Source organism: Vagococcus fluvialis (assembly GCF_003337315.1).
Taxonomy (GTDB): Bacteria; Bacillota; Bacilli; order Lactobacillales; family Vagococcaceae; genus Vagococcus; species Vagococcus fluvialis.
Window position 1 is genome coordinate 171,015 of the sequence record NZ_QPJV01000004.1, and the last position, 18,769, is coordinate 189,783.

17 protein-coding genes and 1 pseudogene are annotated in these 18,769 nt (G+C 32.8%); 15 read left to right on the forward strand and 3 right to left on the reverse strand.

Annotated elements, in window-relative coordinates; translation table 11 throughout:
• Positions 1-149: 149 nt before the first annotated feature.
• From yidA to DFR54_RS05890, 3 genes are read right to left on the reverse strand one after another with little or no spacing between them, the layout of a single operon-like run.
• A complete protein-coding gene (gene yidA / locus DFR54_RS05880) occupies positions 150-962 on the reverse strand; it encodes a sugar-phosphatase (protein ID WP_114289419.1) in 813 nt (270 codons plus the stop codon).
• A gap of 14 nt (positions 963-976) precedes the next feature.
• Positions 977-2,329: an HD domain-containing protein gene (locus DFR54_RS05885; RefSeq protein WP_114289421.1), complete on the reverse strand. Its 1,353-nt coding sequence runs from the start codon at positions 2,327-2,329 to the stop codon at positions 977-979.
• Positions 2,326-3,183, reverse strand: coding sequence for a lipoate--protein ligase family protein (locus DFR54_RS05890; protein ID WP_170126928.1), 858 nt, complete (start codon positions 3,181-3,183; stop codon positions 2,326-2,328). The genes DFR54_RS05885 and DFR54_RS05890 overlap by 4 nt, the downstream gene beginning before the upstream one ends.
• Before the next feature lie 140 nt (positions 3,184-3,323).
• Between DFR54_RS05890 and DFR54_RS05895 the strand changes: the two genes are divergently transcribed.
• The 15 genes and pseudogenes from DFR54_RS05895 (at position 3,324) to DFR54_RS05965 (ending at position 18,687) form a co-directional block, all read left to right on the forward strand.
• Complete coding sequence (locus tag DFR54_RS05895; protein WP_114289425.1) at positions 3,324-3,761, forward strand: YwiB family protein; 438 nt, start codon at positions 3,324-3,326, stop codon at positions 3,759-3,761.
• A gap of 85 nt (positions 3,762-3,846) precedes the next feature.
• Positions 3,847-4,449, forward strand: a complete 603-nt coding sequence (rpoE, locus tag DFR54_RS05900) for a DNA-directed RNA polymerase subunit delta (protein WP_086341618.1) — start codon at positions 3,847-3,849, stop codon at positions 4,447-4,449.
• Positions 4,450-4,507: 58 nt separating this feature from the next.
• Positions 4,508-4,839, forward strand: a pseudogene (locus tag DFR54_RS13535) (DUF1622 domain-containing protein).
• A 134-nt stretch (positions 4,840-4,973) separates the two neighbouring features.
• Positions 4,974-6,449 (forward strand): aldehyde dehydrogenase family protein, encoded by a 1,476-nt coding sequence (locus DFR54_RS05910; protein ID WP_114289427.1) that lies wholly within the window; start codon positions 4,974-4,976, stop codon positions 6,447-6,449.
• 163 nt (positions 6,450-6,612) lie between these two features.
• Entirely contained in the window at positions 6,613-7,479 is an 867-nt protein-coding gene (locus DFR54_RS05915) for a class II fructose-bisphosphate aldolase (protein ID WP_114289428.1), read from the forward strand.
• A 191-nt stretch (positions 7,480-7,670) separates the two neighbouring features.
• Positions 7,671-8,936, forward strand: a complete 1,266-nt coding sequence (gene murA / locus DFR54_RS05920) for a UDP-N-acetylglucosamine 1-carboxyvinyltransferase (RefSeq protein ID WP_114289430.1) — start codon at positions 7,671-7,673, stop codon at positions 8,934-8,936.
• Between the two features lie 5 nt (positions 8,937-8,941).
• A complete protein-coding gene (rho, locus tag DFR54_RS05925; protein ID WP_114289432.1) occupies positions 8,942-10,213 on the forward strand; it encodes a transcription termination factor Rho in 1,272 nt (423 codons plus the stop codon).
• A gap of 90 nt (positions 10,214-10,303) precedes the next feature.
• Positions 10,304-10,567 carry a type B 50S ribosomal protein L31 gene (locus DFR54_RS05930; protein WP_086341624.1) on the forward strand — a complete coding sequence of 88 codons (264 nt, stop codon included), beginning with the start codon at positions 10,304-10,306 and terminating at the stop codon, positions 10,565-10,567.
• Between the two features lie 145 nt (positions 10,568-10,712).
• Entirely contained in the window at positions 10,713-11,303 is a 591-nt protein-coding gene (locus tag DFR54_RS05935; RefSeq protein ID WP_114289434.1) for an AAA family ATPase, read from the forward strand.
• 48 nt (positions 11,304-11,351) lie between these two features.
• Positions 11,352-12,182, forward strand: a complete 831-nt coding sequence (gene nadE, locus DFR54_RS05940; protein ID WP_114289436.1) for an NAD(+) synthase — start codon at positions 11,352-11,354, stop codon at positions 12,180-12,182.
• 13 nt (positions 12,183-12,195) lie between these two features.
• Entirely contained in the window at positions 12,196-14,019 is a 1,824-nt protein-coding gene (locus DFR54_RS05945; RefSeq protein ID WP_114289438.1) for an LTA synthase family protein, read from the forward strand.
• 155 nt (positions 14,020-14,174) lie between these two features.
• A complete protein-coding gene (locus DFR54_RS05950) occupies positions 14,175-15,023 on the forward strand; it encodes a helix-turn-helix domain-containing protein (protein ID WP_170126929.1) in 849 nt (282 codons plus the stop codon).
• Positions 15,024-15,107: 84 nt separating this feature from the next.
• Positions 15,108-15,548 (forward strand): hypothetical protein, encoded by a 441-nt coding sequence (locus tag DFR54_RS05955; protein WP_114289441.1) that lies wholly within the window; start codon positions 15,108-15,110, stop codon positions 15,546-15,548.
• Positions 15,549-15,782: 234 nt separating this feature from the next.
• Positions 15,783-16,301, forward strand: coding sequence for a GNAT family N-acetyltransferase (locus DFR54_RS05960; RefSeq protein WP_114289442.1), 519 nt, complete (start codon positions 15,783-15,785; stop codon positions 16,299-16,301).
• Between the two features lie 22 nt (positions 16,302-16,323).
• Positions 16,324-18,687: an HAD-IC family P-type ATPase gene (locus DFR54_RS05965; protein ID WP_114289443.1), complete on the forward strand. Its 2,364-nt coding sequence runs from the start codon at positions 16,324-16,326 to the stop codon at positions 18,685-18,687.
• The last annotated feature ends 82 nt before the right edge of the window (positions 18,688-18,769 follow it).

An 18,769-nucleotide genomic window follows, 5' to 3' on the forward strand; every position in this document is an offset into this window, starting at 1 on the left:
AGTGTTTAGCTTCAAGAAATAAGAAGGAAATCATGAAAATTGCTTTTCAAATTTTTGTGATTTTCGGCTTATTTCCGAAGAAGCTACTTTTGTGACACCGTTTAGTTTGTAAAAAAAGCAGTGACAAGATTCATGTCACTGCTTCTTTTTTATTTTAAAACCCATTCTTCTAATGCGTAAGCAACACCGTGTTCATCATTTGTTTTAGTGATTCTATCAGCAGCTTCTTTGGCAGCAGGAACAGCATTGCCCATAGCAACCCCAATACCAGCAGCTTCAAGCATTGATAAATCATTTTCATTATCACCAATGGCCATGACTTCATCTAGGGTGATGTTTAAGTGATTGGCAAGTTCAGTGACAGCGATTCCTTTGGTTGCATTTTTATTTAAAACTTCTAAGTAGAAAGGCATACTTTTAACCATCGCAAAGCGATTACTAAAATCAGTAGGCATATTTTTAATGGCTTCATTTAATTTTTCTTCATGATCAATCATCATAGCTTTGATAATAGTTGTCTCAGAAGTCATTTCACTTACTGGACGATAAACTAAAGGAATACCTGTTAAAAAGGCTTCATGAACTGTATACTCACTAATATCTTTATTAGCTGTGTACATAGTTGAGTAATCTTGAGCGTGGAAATGAACATCAAGTTTTCTTGATAATAACTCAACATCTAAATAGTCTTCATGTGATAAAGGATGTTGAATTAAGACTTCCTCTGTGCCAGCATTTTGAATCATAGCACCATTATAAGTAATCATAAAGCCATGCTCGTTATCTAATTCTAATTCTTTAATTAAATCTAGAACACCAATTGTTGGTCTACCAGTAGCTAAGACAATGTTAACATCATTTTCAGTACATTTTTTGATGGCAGCTTTCACTTCAGGTGTTACTTTTCTTTCTGAGTTTAATAAAGTACCGTCAATATCGATTGTGACTAATTTTATTGCCAAAATAAAAACACTCCTTAATTTTCCTTGATTGCTCCGTTATGGATTTGTTGATTAAACTGAGCAATTTGTTCTTCAAATAAAGTATAGGATGGGGAAGTCTGACTTGCAAGCATTTCTTTTGGGAAAAAGAAACGCTGGTCTCCTTTTGATTGCCCAGCAAGAGATGCGACTAAGTCACTTGCTTTTGACAACTCAATTAATGAGCCATCTGGTTCCATTAATTCAATCTGTGTACGATGTTTATTTTTAGAAGGTTGGTAAAAATCGTAAGGTAAGTCATAACTTGAGTTAATGGCAGTATAGTTTTCTGAATCATAACCAACTTCATTAATTAATGCTACGAGCTCTGGGATTTTTTCCTTTGTTGTCTCATTAAAAGTAATTGATTTAAAGGGACGTCTGTGTAAGAAACGTTTTGCCAAGTCACTTAAAGTATCATCAGGGTGATCCATCCATGATAAAAAGGCGGTATTTAATACACCATCATCTAATTTTAAATAATCAGATAACGTATACGTGCCATTTAAAAAGGGCACGACTAGTGGTGAGTAGTTTTGGAAAAAGTCTGGGTCACTACTGTATAAAAATTTCCCTCTTTTTAAAAGGTGGTCAAGAATAACTTCCATACCACGAGAAACAGGGTGAAAATAAATCTGCATGTACATTTGGTAGCGACTGACAATATAATCTTCTACAGCGTGCATCCCATTAAATTGAAAGGCTATCCCACTTTTATAAGGTCTAATCACTCTTAAAATACGAGTTAAATCAAAAGTTCCATACTCTGTTCCAGTATAAAAAGCATCTCTTAATAAATAGTCCATACGGTCAGCATCAATTTGACTTGAAATAAGCTGAACTACTTGTTGATTAGGATAATCTTTACTAATAACGCTAGCAACTTTTTCAGGAAAATCAGGTGCTACTTGTCTTAGAATTTGATTTATCTCAGTAGTTTCTGAGGTAATAATATCAATTGTAAACAATTCGTGATTGGTATCAAAAATGCCTTCAAAGGTATGAGAGTAAGGACCGTGTCCCACGTCATGAAGTAAAGCAGCACATAAAGCAACTAAGCGTTCACTATCATCCCAACCATTTTCTGGATCCTCTTCAATAGAAAAATTTCGAGCAAAGAAGTTACAAATTCGTCTAGTAATCTCATAAACTCCTAAAGAATGACCAAACCTAGAATGCTCAGCTGCGTGAAAAGTGAAAGAAGAAGTTCCTAATTGTTTGATTCTTCTTAATCTTTGAAATTCTTTAGAGTTAATTAATTCTAAAATAATTTGATGCTCTACATGAATATATTGATGAATAGGATCTCTGAAGACTTTTTCTATTGGAAGTTTTGCTTCAAAGCTCATTTATTTAACGCCTCCCAGTTAATAATTTCATTTCTTTGTAACATTCTTTTTTCTTGAAAAGTATAACTTTCTTTAAAGTCCTCTGATTCTAAAAAGTCATTAAATGTCTGCTGTTTTTCATCACTTATGATGTAATCAGTTGCGATGACTTTTTTTAGGCGTGTAACCATATCAGCTACTGTTAAATCAGCTTTAAGTAAGTCAGATAAGTTAGCCATCGAGTCAGGGTTAACAGGCGGGAAGTTTTTTTGACCAAAATCTTCACCTAAACTTGCTTGATAAAAATCTCTGACTAATTCGCCACGTGCTTGTTGATTCCCGTTAACACTTAAATAAATCATGATGCCAATTCCTTTTTTTATTCTACGTTGAGAGATACCAGCAAATTTTTTACCATCAATACTTAAATCAAATTCTCCAGGACAATAAGAATCTGATACTTCAAAGGCATCAATGGACGCTTTGAAATCACCTAATGCTTTTTCAATGACTTCTTTCATAAATTCATAGCCATTATCAATTGAGATGGCAAATTTTTCAGAAGGTTGAGGCATAATTAAAGAGAAATTAAGGACTCCCTCATCTGCTACAACTGCTAAGCCACCAGAATTTCTAACAATTGGGTGGTACTGATTAGACATAATAGAAGTAAGTCCTTTTTCTAGGTCATTAACTCGAGTGTCTTGCATACCTAAAATAAGTTGATTTTTCATTGTCCAAAAGTGGAAACAATTTACTTGGTGATTTCCTGCATATTCGGCTAAAATATCTGTATATATAAATGGCTCCAATGCTTGATTAGGTTTTATTTGATATTGTTCAAGTAAGAGAGCTTGTTTATTTGATTCTGTCATGTGAAACACTCCTAAATAGATAGTAAACTTATTATACATGAATTTTGACAAAATATTGAATAAATAAGCTTTGACTTTATTTGACAAAAGCATGGAACCCGTGGAAAATAGAGGAAAGATTAAATAGAGGTGCTTGTAAAATGGAAGAAAGAAAATCAATACCAGTTATCATAAAAGTGAAGACAGAAGTTTTCCAAGAAAATGAATTAAAAGAATTTTTTATGGAAGAAGAAGGACAAATAGTTAGAATCGGTGAAGTTCTTTATATTAGATACAATGAACAGTTAGAAGGTGTCGATAACAAGGTTTCAGTTACAATGAAAATTTTAGCAGACGGTAGCGTTCAGTTGATTCGCGCAGGGGACGTACGAATGAAATTAAAATTTGATTACCAAAAACACAATGAAACGCATTACCAAACATCATTTGGAACTATGTGGATTACAACTTTTACTAATAATATGCGTGTTAGCTTAAAAGATCGTCCTTACTCAGGACAAGTGACTATTGATTATGATTTATTTGGTGGAGATGAAAAAATTGGTGTCTACCATCTAGAGTTAAATTTTACAGCGTAAATAGACTTAAAAAGTCATATTTGAATTGCATTGACACTGTAGTTATTGTATTATAAAGAGTAGACTGTGAAAGGACGTGTGCCAGTTGGAATTAGACGTATTTAAAGGTATCGACAAAAAAGAAATTTCAATGATTGAAGTGGCTCATGCTATCTTAGCTGAGCGTGGCGATATTATGGATTTTTCAGATTTAGTAAACCAAATTCAAACTTATTTAGAAAAAGCAGATAGTGAAATTAGAGATGTATTACCTCAATTTTATACAGATTTAAATATTGATGGTAGTTTTATTTCTTTAGGTGATAACCGTTGGGGCTTACGCTCTTGGTATCCAATCGATTCAATTGATGAAGAAGTTTCAGGAATTGATGAAGATGAAGATGAAACTGTTCGTCGTAAAAAACGTAAAAAAGTTAATGCCTTTATTGGTATGGACGAAGATGCCATTGACTACAACGATGACGATCCAGAAGATTCAGATATTCATGATGAAGATGATGAAGAGTTATACGAAGAAGAAGATGACGATGAAGCAAAAGAAATTAAAGAATACACAACTGATTTATCAGAAATCGGTGATGTAGATGAAGATACAGATGAAGCAGAAGGTTTAACAATCGTTGATGAAGATGATTTAGACGAAGATGATCTTTATGAAGAAGACGAAGAAGAAACTGAAGAAAATTAATTAATTAAAAGAGCATCTTTTTAAAGGATGCTCTTTTTTTAAAAGTGAGGAAATAAAAATGGTGCATCAATTAGTGGAGTATATTATTTTTGCTTTGAATTCTTTTTCAGTTGTCATTTTATTATTTGGTGTTGGAAAAGCAATGATTGATTTCTTTAAAAATAAATTTAGTGGATTAGACCGAATGAGTATTTCAAAAAAAATAACTATGTGAAAATGTATTTAGGGTCTTATGTTTTATTAAGTTTAGAAGTTTTAATTGCTTCTGATATTATCGAAACAATTCTGAATCCATCAATTGAAGATATTTTAATTTTAGCTGGTGTAGTAGTGATTAGAACAGCGATTTCTTACTTCTTAGGTAAGGAAATGGAGAGTACTGAAATTTAAAAAAAGGAAGCTTAACATCTTAAAAAAGTGTTAAGCTTCTTTTTTATTTCAAACAAAACACTTGTAATATTTTTTAACAACGCTTACAATATCAACTATACCAAAAAAACAAAAATGTTAGGAGAGATTTTTAAATGGTTGATTTTAATATAGATGAAAGCTATGGTATGTATATAAATGGTGAGTGGACCAATGGTGTTGGTTCTAAAAAGATAGCTAGTCTCTCACCGGCAACTGGTGAAAAATTAGCAACTTTTATAGATGCAGTCGATGAAGATGTGGATATGGCTGTTTCAGCTGCACAAGAAGCATTAGTTGATTGGAAAAAATGGTCACTTCTAGACAGAAGTAATTTATTATTAAAAATTGCTGATGTGATTGATGAGAACATGGAACATTTAGCAATGGTTGAATCGATGGACAATGGAAAACCAATTAGAGAAACAAGAACAATTGATGTGCCACTTAGTGCAGATCATTTTAGATACTTTGCAGGTGTTATTAGAAGTGAAGAAGGAAGTGCTACAGCATTTGATGAAAATACATTAAGTATAGTCATTCGTGAACCAATCGGAGTAGTCGGACAAATTATTCCTTGGAACTTTCCGATTCTTATGGCTGCTTGGAAAATAGCGCCAGCCTTAGCTGCAGGAAATACAATTGTTATTCATCCATCATCATCTACTTCACTAAGTTTACTTGAGCTGGTTAAGTTAATTGGACCGATGTTACCAAAAGGAGTTTTAAATGTTATTACTGGTAAAGGTTCTAAATCTGGTGAATATATGTTACACCATGAAGGATTTAACAAACTAGCTTTCACAGGTTCTACTGAGATTGGTCATAATGTGGCAAAAGCTGCAGCAGAAAGATTAATTCCAGCTACTTTAGAATTAGGTGGTAAGTCAGCGAATATTTTCTTTGATGATATGCCTTTTGAAAAAGCAATTGAAGGAGCACAATTAGGTATTCTTTTTAATCAAGGCCAAGTTTGTTGTGCGGGGTCAAGAATTTTCGTTCAAGAAGGAATTTATGACAAATTTGTTAATGCTTTAAAAGAAAAATTTGAATCAGTAGTAGTAGGTGGTCCTTTAAATGAAGATACTCAAATGGGAGCTCAAGTAAATGAGGCACAATTAAGAAAAATTGAAGATGCTGTAGAAAGAGGTCGCAAGGAAGGAGCAACTATTTTAACAGGAGGGACAAGATTAACAGGTGCTTTAAGTAATGGTTGTTTCATGAGACCAACTTTATTAACAGATGTGACAAATGATATGGAAATTGCTCAAGAAGAAATTTTTGGACCTGTTGCTGTAGTTATTAAGTTTAAAACAGTTGATGAAGTGATTAAACTGGCAAATGATTCTGACTACGGATTAGGTGGTGGTGTATGGACTAATAATATCAATACAGCTTTAAAAGTTGGACGTGGTGTTGAAACAGGACGTGTCTGGGTAAATACGTATAACCAAATTCCAGCAGGTAGTCCATTTGGTGGTTATAAAAAATCTGGTATTGGAAGAGAGACTCACAAGGCAATTTTAGATAGTTATTCTCAAACTAAAAATATTTACATTGATACAAATGAGAATCCGATTGGACTGTATTAATTTGTATTAAATAGTAGGAAGATGAAATGGTTTGAAAGTTTCAGAAAATTCATAGTAAAATTTTAGTTTAACTAGCAAAATGGAGTAAACAGTGGTAAAATAACCGTGTTAGCTAAGCTAAACTTAATAAAAATCTTTATCCAAAATTAGGAGGAAATTATTTATGGCATTAGTATCAGCAGCAGAAATGTTAAAAAAAGCTAGAGAAGGACAATACGCAGTTGGGGCTTTTAATACAAACAACTTAGAGTGGACTCAAGCTATCTTACGCGGAGCTCAAGCAGCAAACGCACCAGTTATGATCCAAACATCTATGGGAGCAGCTAAATATATGGGTGGCTACCAAGTTTGTTACGATATCGTAAAAGATTTAATTGATTCAATGGGAATTACAGTTCCTGTAGCTTTACATTTAGATCATGGTGAATACGAAGATGCTTTAAAATGTATCGAAATTGGATATACTTCAGTAATGTTCGATGGTTCTCATTTACCATTTGACGAAAACTTAGAAAAAGCTAAAGACGTTGTTGCTAAAGCTCACGCTGCAGGTGTTTCTGTAGAATGTGAAGTTGGAAGCATCGGTGGAGAAGAAGACGGAATTATTGGCTCTGGTGAATTAGCAGATCCAGCTGAATGTAAAGCAATGTCTGATACAGGTATTGATTTCTTAGCAGCAGGTATTGGTAACATCCACGGTTCATACCCAGAAAACTGGACAGGATTAAGCTTTGAAACTTTAGAAGCAATCGCTGACGTTACTGATGGTAAACCTTTAGTATTACACGGTGGTTCTGGTATTCCTTTAGACCAAGTACAAAAAGCTATTTCTTTAGGTGTTTCAAAAATCAACGTAAACACTGAATGTCAAGAAGTATTTGCATCAGCTACACGTAAATACATCGAAGAAGGTAAAGACTTAGAAGGTAAAGGATTTGACCCTCGTAAATTATTAGCACCAGGATTTGATGCTGTTACTGAATTAGTTAAAGAACGTATCGAATGGTTCGGTTCTACAAACAAAGCGTAAATAATTTTTAAGAAGAGATTAGCACTTTAGCTAGTCTCTTTTTTTGTTTAAAAGACATAAATGTATCTATGACTTTTTTTAGTGACCTATTTATGGTAGAATATCATTGGTTAATAAAAACTAGATGAAACTTGTAGCTGCTTGTAAAAAAGCAGCTTTTTTAAAGTATAAAGTGAGGAAATTTAAAAATAATGAAAAAATTGGTTATTAACGGTGGAAAGAAGTTAAAAGGTGAAGTTAAAATCAGTGGAGCTAAAAATAGTGCTGTCGCATTAATTCCAGCAGCCATTTTAGCAGACTCACCAGTTATTTTAGAAGGTGTACCTGACATTAAAGATGTCCACTCATTAAAAGAAATTTTAGAAATGATGGGTGTAACTGTCAGTTTTGAAAATAATCGCATGAAAATTGATCCAACAAATATGAAATCAACACCAATGCCTAGTGGCAAAATCCAAAGTTTACGTGCATCGTATTACTTCATGGGAGCATTATTAGGTAAGTTTAACGAAGGTGTCGTTGGTTTACCAGGTGGTTGTTACTTAGGACCTCGTCTAATTGATTTACATATCAAAGGATTTGAAGCTTTAGGAGCAACAGTTACAACTGAAAATGGAGCAACTAATTTAAAAGCAGCTGAAGGATTAACAGGAACTAGAATCTATATGGATATGGTTTCTATTGGTGCAACAATTAATGTTATGCTTGCAGCTGTAAAAGCTGAAGGTCGTACAGTGATTGAAAATGCAGCTCGTGAACCTGAAATTATTGATGTAGCAACTCTATTAAACAACATGGGTGCTAATATTCGCGGTGCAGGTACAAATGAAATTCGTATTGATGGTGTGAAAGAATTACATGGTTGCCGTCATTCTATTATTCCAGACCGTATTGAAGCTGGAACTTATTTAGCAATGGCAGCAGCATACGGTGACGGTGTTAAAGTTAAAAATGTGATTCATGAACATTTAGAAAGCTTTATTGCGAAATTGACTGAAATGGGCGTTAAAATGACAATCGAAGAGGACTCAATTACAGTTCATCTTTCAACTGGTCTTAAAGCAGCTAACGTGACAACAGTTCCTTATCCAGGATTTGCAACAGACTTACAACAACCAATTACACCTTTATTATTATTAACAGAAGGCACAAGTATTGTAACAGATACTATTTATGAAGCTCGTGTTAACCATATTCCAGAATTAGTAAGAATGGGTGCTAACGCTAGTATTGAAGGTAACATGATTGTTATTAATGGTAACCCAGATTTACAATTAGTTGGAGCAGAAGTAACTGCAAGTGATTTAAGAGCAGGAGCTTGTTTAGTGACGGCTGGTGTTATGGCTACTGGAGAAACTAAAATTTCAAATGTAGGTAATATTTTAAGAGGTTACGATAGTATTATTGAAAAATTAACAGCTCTTGGTGCAGATATTCGCATGGAAGAAGAGGAGTAGTTGATATGCGTGATTATTTAACTATGGGGGAACTTGAAAACAAAACATTAAAAGAAATCTACACTTATGCCAAAGATTTTAAAATCCCTTATTATAGCCAAATGAATAAAAAAGAATTATCTTTAGCCGTGATTCGTGCGCAAGCTGAAAAGCAAGGCTTTTTCATGATGGAAGGTGTTCTTGATATTGTTTCTCAAGATGGCTATGGTTTTTTAAGACCGATTAATTATTCATCTAGTAAAGAAGATATTTATATTTCAACATCTCAAATCAGACGTTTTGGATTAAGAAATGGGGACAAAGTAGCTGGAAAAGCTCGCCCACCAAAAGAATCAGAGCGTTATTATGGTTTGATGCATGTAGAAACTGTTAACGGGAAAAACCCGGAGGAAGCTAAAGAACGTCCTCACTTTCCTGCTTTAACAGCTCTTTATCCGGATAAACAAATTAAACTTGAAACACATAAAACACGACTTGCTACAAGAATGATAGATATATTTGCTCCAGTTGGTTTTGGACAACGTGGATTAATCGTTGCCCCACCAAAAGCGGGTAAAACAAGTGTCATTAAAGAAATTGCTAATGGTATTAGTAAAAATTACCCTGATGTCGAGTTGATTGTGCTTTTAATTGATGAACGACCAGAAGAAGTAACTGATATTGAGCGTAGTGTCAAAGGGGAAGTTGTGTCATCGACTTTTGACCAAAAACCTGAAAACCACACGCGTGTAGTAGAGCTTGTTTTAGATAGAGCTCTTCGTCTTGTTGAAGATAAACGAGATGTAGTTATTTTAATGGACAGCTTAACTAAATTAGCAAGAGCCTATAACTTAGTGGTTCCACCAAGTGGTAGAACACTAAGTGGTGGTGTTGATCCAGCATCATTCTATAAACCAAAACGTTTCTTTGGTGCTGCCAGAAATATTGAAGAAGGTGGAAGCTTAACTATTTTAGCCACTGCTTTAGTCGATACAGGTAGTCGTATGGACGATGTGATTTATGAAGAGTTCAAAGGAACAGGTAATATGGAACTTCATTTATCACGTGAGCTATCTGAAAGACGAGTATTCCCAGCGATTAATATCAAGCGTTCTGGTACAAGAAAAGAAGAACTTTTAATTGCACCAGAAAACCTAGAAGAAGTCTGGAAATTACGCCGAAACATGAAGGGTGATTCGATTGACTTCACTAATCAATTTTTAAATGTCTTGAAAAAGACTGATGATAATGAGGCATTCTACAAAACTTTTAAAGATGTTTCATTTACAAAAAAGTAATTGCTAATTTGAAATCGACGTGTTAAAATAGTAGCGTTGTATAATAACTCTGTTTCAGCAAATGACTCAGGGCAAAGGAGAGAAAAGAACATGAAACAAGGAATTCATCCAGAATACCATCCAGTAGTTTTTATGGACACTCAAACAGGGTTCAAATTCTTATCTGGATCAACTAAACATTCAGAAGAAACTGTCGAATGGGAAGATGGTAACACTTACCCAGTAATCCGTGTGGAGATCACATCTGATTCACATCCATTCTATACAGGTCGTCAAAAATTCACTCAAGCAGACGGACGTGTGGACCGCTTCAACAAAAAATACGGTCTCAAAGACGAAAACGCTGCAGAGTAATCTTGCACCGAAAAAACAATGTAACTTACAAAGTTTTAAGAACTTCTCTAGAAATAGAGGAGTTCTTTTTTTGATTCCAGTAGCATTATTTGATTTAATGTAGTAGTAGATAAACAAATTAATAGAAAAATATAGGTGACAAGAGATGATTATTTGGTTAAATGGCGCTTGGGGTTCAGGGAAAATAACAACTGCAACGGAACTTTATAAAAGATTACCTGGTAGTATGATTTATGATCCAGAAGAAGCAGGATTTTTTATCAATAAGGTATTACCGAAAGAATTACATCAATCAGATTTTCAAGACTTTAAAGAGTGGCGTGAAATTAATGTTCAACTGTTAAAAAAATTAGCTAATGATTTTGATGGAGATATTATTGTTCCTATGACTTTAATCAATTCTCTTTATGTAGAAGAAATTATTGGTGAGCTAAGTCAGTCAAATGTGGAGATATATCATTTTATACTCGAAACGACTCCTCAAACTCTTAATCAGAGATTAGATAAACGTTTTGAGGGAAAAAAGTCTTGGGCTAGAGAGAGAATTGAAATCGCTGTGTCTTCATTAATAGAATTAGAAGGAGCTAAAAGAATTAAGACAGATGATTTATCTATTGAAGAAGTATTAGACCAGATTACAAAAGAAACAAACATAAAATTACTTGATGACAATAGATCAGCTTTTAAGAAAAAAATAGATCGTGTGCTTTTAAGTCTTAAAGAAAAAGTAATCTAATCGTAAATATCAGTATGCTATAATATAACAAAGCAAGGAGAGATAATGATGAGAGAATTACAGAAAGAAATCATAGAAACATTACAAGTATCACCAAGTATTGAACCAGGAATTGAAGTTCGTGATCGTGTTCATTTCTTAAAGGCTTATTTAAAAAGATATCCTTTTATCAAATCATTAGTATTAGGAATTAGTGGTGGGCAAGACTCTACCTTAGCTGGTAAGTTAGCTCAAATGGCTATTTCTGAAATGAGAGAAGAGACAGGTGACACGAGTTATCAATTTATCGCCATTCGCTTACCTTATGGAAAACAAAACGACGAGGATGATGCAAATAAAGCATTAGCTTTTATTCAGGCTGATAAAGAATATGTTGTTAATATTAAGCCAGCTGTTGACCAGTTAGTGGCTGAGTTAAAAGATAATAGTAATCTGCCTATTGGGGATTTTAACAAAGGAAATATGAAAGCAAGACAACGTATGATTGTTCAATATGCCGTTGCTGGTGAATTTAATGGGGCTGTTCTTGGAACAGATCACGGCGCAGAGGCAGTTACAGGTTTTTATACTAAATTTGGTGACGGAGCTGCTGATTTATTACCACTTTCAGGTTTAAATAAACGCCAAGGACGTCAATTGTTAGCATTTTTAAATGCTGATGAAAGTTTGTATTTAAAAGTACCAACAGCAGATTTAGAAGAAAATAAACCAATGATTGCTGATGAAGTAGCTTTAGGAGTAACTTATGAAGCAATTGATGATTATTTAGAAGGTAAAGAAGTAACAAAAGAAGCAGCTGAAACGATTGAGAATTGGTATCTAAAAACAATGCATAAACGTCATTTACCAATTACACAATACGACACATTTTGGAAGTAAGTAGGTTTATTTAATGACATTAAAATCAAAAAAACTCGCAAAATTTAGGTCACCTTGGGTAGGTCTATTACTTAGCGTTGTTTTAGTCTTAATCAGTAATTATTATTTACAGTTATCAGAAAATGAATGGTCCTTTTATTTAGCTAGTAAGTTTGCTTTTTCTTGGCATACTGAAAAATTTTTATTAGGTTCACTGGTTTTACTAATATTAAATTTATTCATTGTTTCTGTGGCTGGCTCCTTTTTTATTGGTAATTTATTCTATGTAGTAGGAATTTCTCTTTTAGGAATAGCCAATGCGATTAAGTTATCTTACCGAATGGAACCAATCTATCCAGATGATTTAAAAATGATTTTTGAGTGGAGTATGCTGCGAGATATTTTAGGAGTGACCCTCTTTTTACTCTTTATTTGTGTGGTAATTGTAGTTACCGTAACACTTATTTATTCTTTTTATAAATCCCTTAAATTACCTCCTAGATGGCAACGAGTTAGAATGGTTGTTTTAGTAGTGACAACACTGTCATTATTTTATGTTAGTAACTTTAATCAACCAAATAACTTATTAAAAAAAGCCTTTGATAGGTCGGCCAAATGGATTCCTTATAGTCAGAAAATGAATTATTATAATACTGGCTTTATGGGTGGGTTTTTATTTAATTTAAGAGTTGATGGTATGAGTGAACCAGATAATTATTCAGCTAATAAAATTGAAGAAATTGCCTTAAAATATACTAAAAAAGCTGATAAAGTGAATCAATCTAAAAAGGATGCAGAGCAACCTAATGTGGCTTATATTATGTCAGAAAGTTTTTCTGATCCACTTAAACTAAAAGGAATTGATATGACACCAGATCCTTTGAAAAAATATCGAGAAGTGGCTAGTGAGGGAAATGCTTACGGTCAAATGTTATCTCAAAATTATGGTGGTGGAACAGCTAATATTGAGTTTGAAGCGTTAACCGGATTTTCAATGGGATTATTAAACCCACAAATGACAACACCCTATACAATGATGCTACCAAAAGAAAAGGAATTTCCATCACTTGTTTCAACTTTAAAAAATCAACAGTATGAAACAACAGCTATTCATCCTTATAACACATCGATGTACAAGCGAAAAGATGTTTATAAAACATTTGGCTTCGATGAATTTTTAGATGAAAAAACAATGACTCACCAAGATAAGTTGTCAAAAAATGGTTTTATTTCTGATGAGTCTGCTTTTAAAGAAGTGCTAGATATTTTTGAAAAAAGTGATAATCCGCAGTTTGTTCACTTGGTGACGATGCAAACTCATATGCCATATTCTAACAAATACGAGCATTCAGATTATTCGATTCCTAGTATGGAGAAGTCACAAAGTATTGAAAACTATGCTCAGGATACTGCCTATACATCAGATGCTTTAGAAATGTTTATGAAAGAGATAAAAGAATTAGATCGTCCAACAGTTGTCGTTTTTTGGGGTGACCATCTACCTTCGATTTATCCAGACGAGATTTTAAAGGAAAATGAAGATATTACTGCTCATTTAACTGAATATTTTGTATATGATAGTAGAGATGATTCTCCTACTAAAGAAAGTATCATAAGTCCCTTTTATTTCCCACTTTTAGTTAGTAAAAGTCAGGGGATTCAAACAACAGGATTTTTTGAGCTATTAGATGAGATGTACGAATTTTTACCTGCTTTTGAAAGAGGCTCTTATTATTACGATCAATCTTGGCAAAAAGAAGTTAGTTTATCCAAAGAAGAAGAAGCTGTTTTTTCTGATTATCAGCTCATTCAATATGATATGATTTCAGGTAAAAAATACAGCGGAAAATTCTTCTAGGCCAATTTTAATAGATAAATAAAAAGTAATGTTTCTTAAAAAAGGAAACATTACTTTTTTTGTTAAAACATTGATATAATAAGGATGCAACTAAAAGGTTCGTTACTAAATATTAGTTTTTTGTTATGGTTGAGGTACAAAAGGAGTGGGTGGAAATGATAATTTCAAACAACATTAAAAAACATAGAGAAGCACAACATTTTACACAAGAAGAGTTAGCAAATAGGATGCATATTTCAAGACAATCAATTTCAAAATGGGAACGTGGAGATGCTTTACCGAGTATTGAAAATTTAATTGCTTTAAGTGAGTTACTAGATTTATCATTAGATGAATTAATATTAAACAAAGAAGATTTACCATTACCTCTAAATTATGGTAAATTAAAATCTAAAAGAGTATTCTTATACTGGATGTTTTTTCCAATGCTATTGATACTTTCAGGTTTATTTAGTTTGAAGGATTTAGAAAATGCTTTTATACCGATTTTAGTAGGTTTATGGCTAGGTGGGATGGTTCAAGCGATTGGTATGATAGATTTAAGGAGAATGTTTACTTATTTTACTGTTACAAAATCAGGAATAGAATTTTTTTCACCTAAAATATATTGTCCAAGTATTATAAGAGAAATATTGGCTTTATTTAATAAGCGTTCTACAAGATTCATATTATATAGTGAAATAAGCAAAATGGTGATTTATTTTGATAATACAGGATTTGAAGGGCACGGAACTACAGTTGCTTATCGTCCACGACAATATTTTTACAATAGGGAATTTTTTGAATTACACTTATATCTTAAAAATGGGGAAGTAATTTGTTTAAACTTAGACAGAGCTTTCTTTCCCGATTCTAATGAAAGAATGTATTTCTGTCCAATGTTTGATTATTTTGAATCACGAGGTATTCAGATAATTGATAATTATAATGTATTAAAAAGTATTAAAAAAGAGTATTCAATTATAGAAGAAGCCTATAAACTGAAAGAAAAACAAAATAATTAAACACCTTTTCTTAGAGAAAGCTTTATCTTTTCATTGAAACAAGTTAAAATGAATTGGTGAGTAATTTAAGAAAGAGGGATCCCTTTGAAAAAACCAAGCTTAGGATTTTATGTACAAAAAATAAATGACGTTGTAACTACTTCTGAAAATGTAGGAGAAGAAATGAATCCGTCATACGAAAAAGTAAGAACAGCTATTGATGATAACAAAGTAGCTAATTTATCAAAAGAAGAATTAACAGAAATTAAAGAGTTATTCTTAAGTGGAACTAACAAATACCGTGAATTATTAGCAGAAATTACAAGCTTAAAAGCACCTGCTAAAGTAATTGGAATCCATAAAAAATTAGAAAAATCATTTACAGAATACGTTGAAGGGTGTCAAGAAATGGTTGATGCTATTGATGTAGATGCTGTTAGTGTAGATGTTGAGCAATTTAATACATCTGAAAATAAACAAGATGAAGCAACAGATACAATTTCATTCTGTATCCAACGTGTGACTCAATTAGTTTTAGGAAAATAATAAGAGAAAGCTAGCCTAGAGAGGTTAGTTTTTTTTATTAGATAAATCAGCCGAAATATTATAGATTAATAGGAAAAATTTATATATAAAGGTATAATTAAGAAGTGATGTATAAAATAAGGGTTAAAAAAACATGGCAAGTTAAAAACTAAATTTCTTTTAACTCGGTCTTAAGTACGTGTTAAGAAGGCAAAATACATGATAGGATAAAATAAGTTAGAAAGGTGTGGACAAATGAAAGTAAGAATCGCAGAAATGGAAGACTTTAATCAATTAGATAAGTTACAAAAAGAAGCAGCCACACGATTAAAAAATCAAGGTTCTAGTCAATGGTCAGAAATACTGACTAATGACGAACAACGTAATTTACTAACACGTCTTGAGTCAAAGGAACTCTTATTAATTGAAGAAGAGAATCAATTAGTAGGGATGTGTTATTTGTATACACAGCCAAATGACTGGGATTTCTCGCTTTGGAAAAGGGAAGAAAATAAAAAACACTATTATTTACATAAATTAGTTATTGGGGATTTGTTTGTTGGAAATAATTATGGAGCAAAGGTATTGAGTAATGTTATTAAGTGGGTTAAAGAAAATGAAGGAGAAAAAGTTTTACTTGATTGTAGAGCTGATGTTTCTTATCTTAATAATTTTTACCGAAAATCAGGCTTTAAATTTATAGAAACTGTAAAAGCTGATGAGGTTGCAGAGCTTTTTGGTGACTTTAATTTGTATGAATACCTTATCCAATAAAACTAACAAACGAGGTAGTAGCATGGAGAACATAAGTAAATATCCAGGATTAACACAATTAGAAGCTGAAAACCGTAAAGCGCGAGGAGAGGCAAATTTATCTGCTCCAAGTACCACACGCAGTTTCAGACAAATATTTGCAGAAAATAGCTTAACTCTATTTAATTTTATTAATTTAATTATTGCAGGGTTTATTATTTATACTGGAAGTTATAAGAATTTACTCTTTCTAGGTGTCATAGTGACGAATACCTTTATCGGAATTTACCAAGAGTTAAAGGCGAAAAAAAATATTGATTCCTTAACTCTTTTAAATCAAACAAAAGTGACAGTTATTCGTGATTATGAAAAGCAAGAGATACCTCAAGATGAGGTAGTAAAAGATGATTTAATTATGTTAAGGCGCGGCCAACAAATCATCGTTGATGGAATAGTTATAGAAACAGAAGGCATTGAATGTGATGAGTCACAACTTACAGGTGAGTCAGACCCAGTTGAGAAATTTAACGGTTCAGAAGTTTTCTCAGGTAGTTTTGTTGTTAGTGGTAATGGTTTAATGCAAGCTACTAAAGTCGGAGCAGATAGTTATAGCTATAAAATAACTATGGAAGCAAAACAAACTCAAGGTATTTACAGTGAGCTTGTTATGATGATGAAAAAAATGATTCGTATTTTAACCTTTGTCATTATTCCAGTAGGTGCTATGTTAATGTTTACTAGTATTGCTAGTGGAATCCATTTAGATAAAGCTATTTTAGGTAGTACAGCAGCAATGATTGGTATGATTCCAGAAGGTTTAGTTTTAATTACCAGTGTTGCTTTAGCTGTTGGTGTTGTTAAGTTAAGTAAGAAAAATGTTTTAGTTCAAACCATGGGATCAATTGAAACTCTTGCTCGTGTTGACGTTCTTTGTCTTGATAAGACAGGAACTTTAACTAGTGGTAAGTTAAAAGTTGTTGAGCGAGAAGTATTAGCCAGTGACACGTTTACAAATGAAGAATTTGATAGTTTAGTAGCATCAGTTGTTCACGGATTAGACGAGGACAATGCAACAGGACAAGCTCTGATGGATGAATATCCAAATAAAAATCAAGCATTTAGATTAACTAAACAAATTCCATTTTCATCAGCAAGAAAATGGAGTGCTGTCTCATTTGAAAATAATGGCAGCTACTATATGGGAGCACCAGAGTATTTATTCGCAAGTTTTGAAGAAAAACAAATTGATAAAATGAATGAGGCCATGGCTCATGGGTTGAGAATTATTGCCGTAGCTAAATCACTTGGTGAAATTGAGGGTTCGGAATTACCTGAAAATCTCGAACTACTAGGATTTATCTATTTAGAGGATGAAATTAGACCAGAAGCTCCTCAAACATTAGCCTACTTTAAAAAAGAAGAAGTGGATATTTGTATTATTTCAGGAGACCATCCAGAAACAGTTTCTCAAATAGCTAAACGAGCTGGTGTGAATAATCCAGATAAAAAAATTGATATGAGTCAGGTGAAAGATGAAGAAATTCCGAGTCTTGTTGATGAATACCGAGTATTTGGACGAGTTTCACCAGAACAAAAACGCTTATTAGTAACTGCTCTTCAAAATAAAGATCATGTGGTTGGAATGACAGGTGATGGAGTTAATGATATTTTAGCTTTGAAAAAAGCAGATTGTAGTATAGTTATGTCTAATGGTAGTGACGCGGCAAAAGGTGTGGCTGATTTTGTTTTACTAGATTCTAATTTTGATTCCTTAGTTGGAGTTGTATTAGAAGGAAGAAAAGTAATTAATAATATTCAGCGTGTGGCTTCACTTTATTTGACTAAGACCGTTTTTTCAATGATTTTAGCAGCTGTTTATATTTTTATTGCTTCAACATACCCATTCCAACCGATTCAGTTAAGCCCAATTAGCTCATTAACAGTTGGGATACCCTCATTTTTCTTAGCTTTAAGACCTAATACTGCACCGATTAAGGGTAGGTTCTTAAAAAATGTATTCGAACCAGCCTTAGCAAGTGGATTTAGTGTCGTGATATTCACGTTAAGTATTGAAGTAATCGGAAATATGTTGAACTGGAGTTATGATGAGAAATCAACAGTTACCGTTTGGCTAACAGGTTTAGTTTGTTTTGTGGCGTTACATTTTATTGCTAGACCACTAACATGGAAAATCTATCTTTTAATCGGAAGTTTGTTTGCAATTTTCTTAACCATTTTTGTGTTCTTTACAGATATTTTCTCTTTAGTAAATATCTTTACGTTCCATTTAATGGTAGTTTATGTGCCAATGATGATAGTAGCACCTTTCCTATTCCATAAATTAAAACAACTATTCCATTATTTACTTAATTTGGATATCAAATCAAAAAAAGCAAAATCTTATTAATTTAAGATTTTGCTTTTTTGTTTTAAAATAAATATCATTAAATGAACTATTAAATAATATTTTACTTTTGATATAATAATAG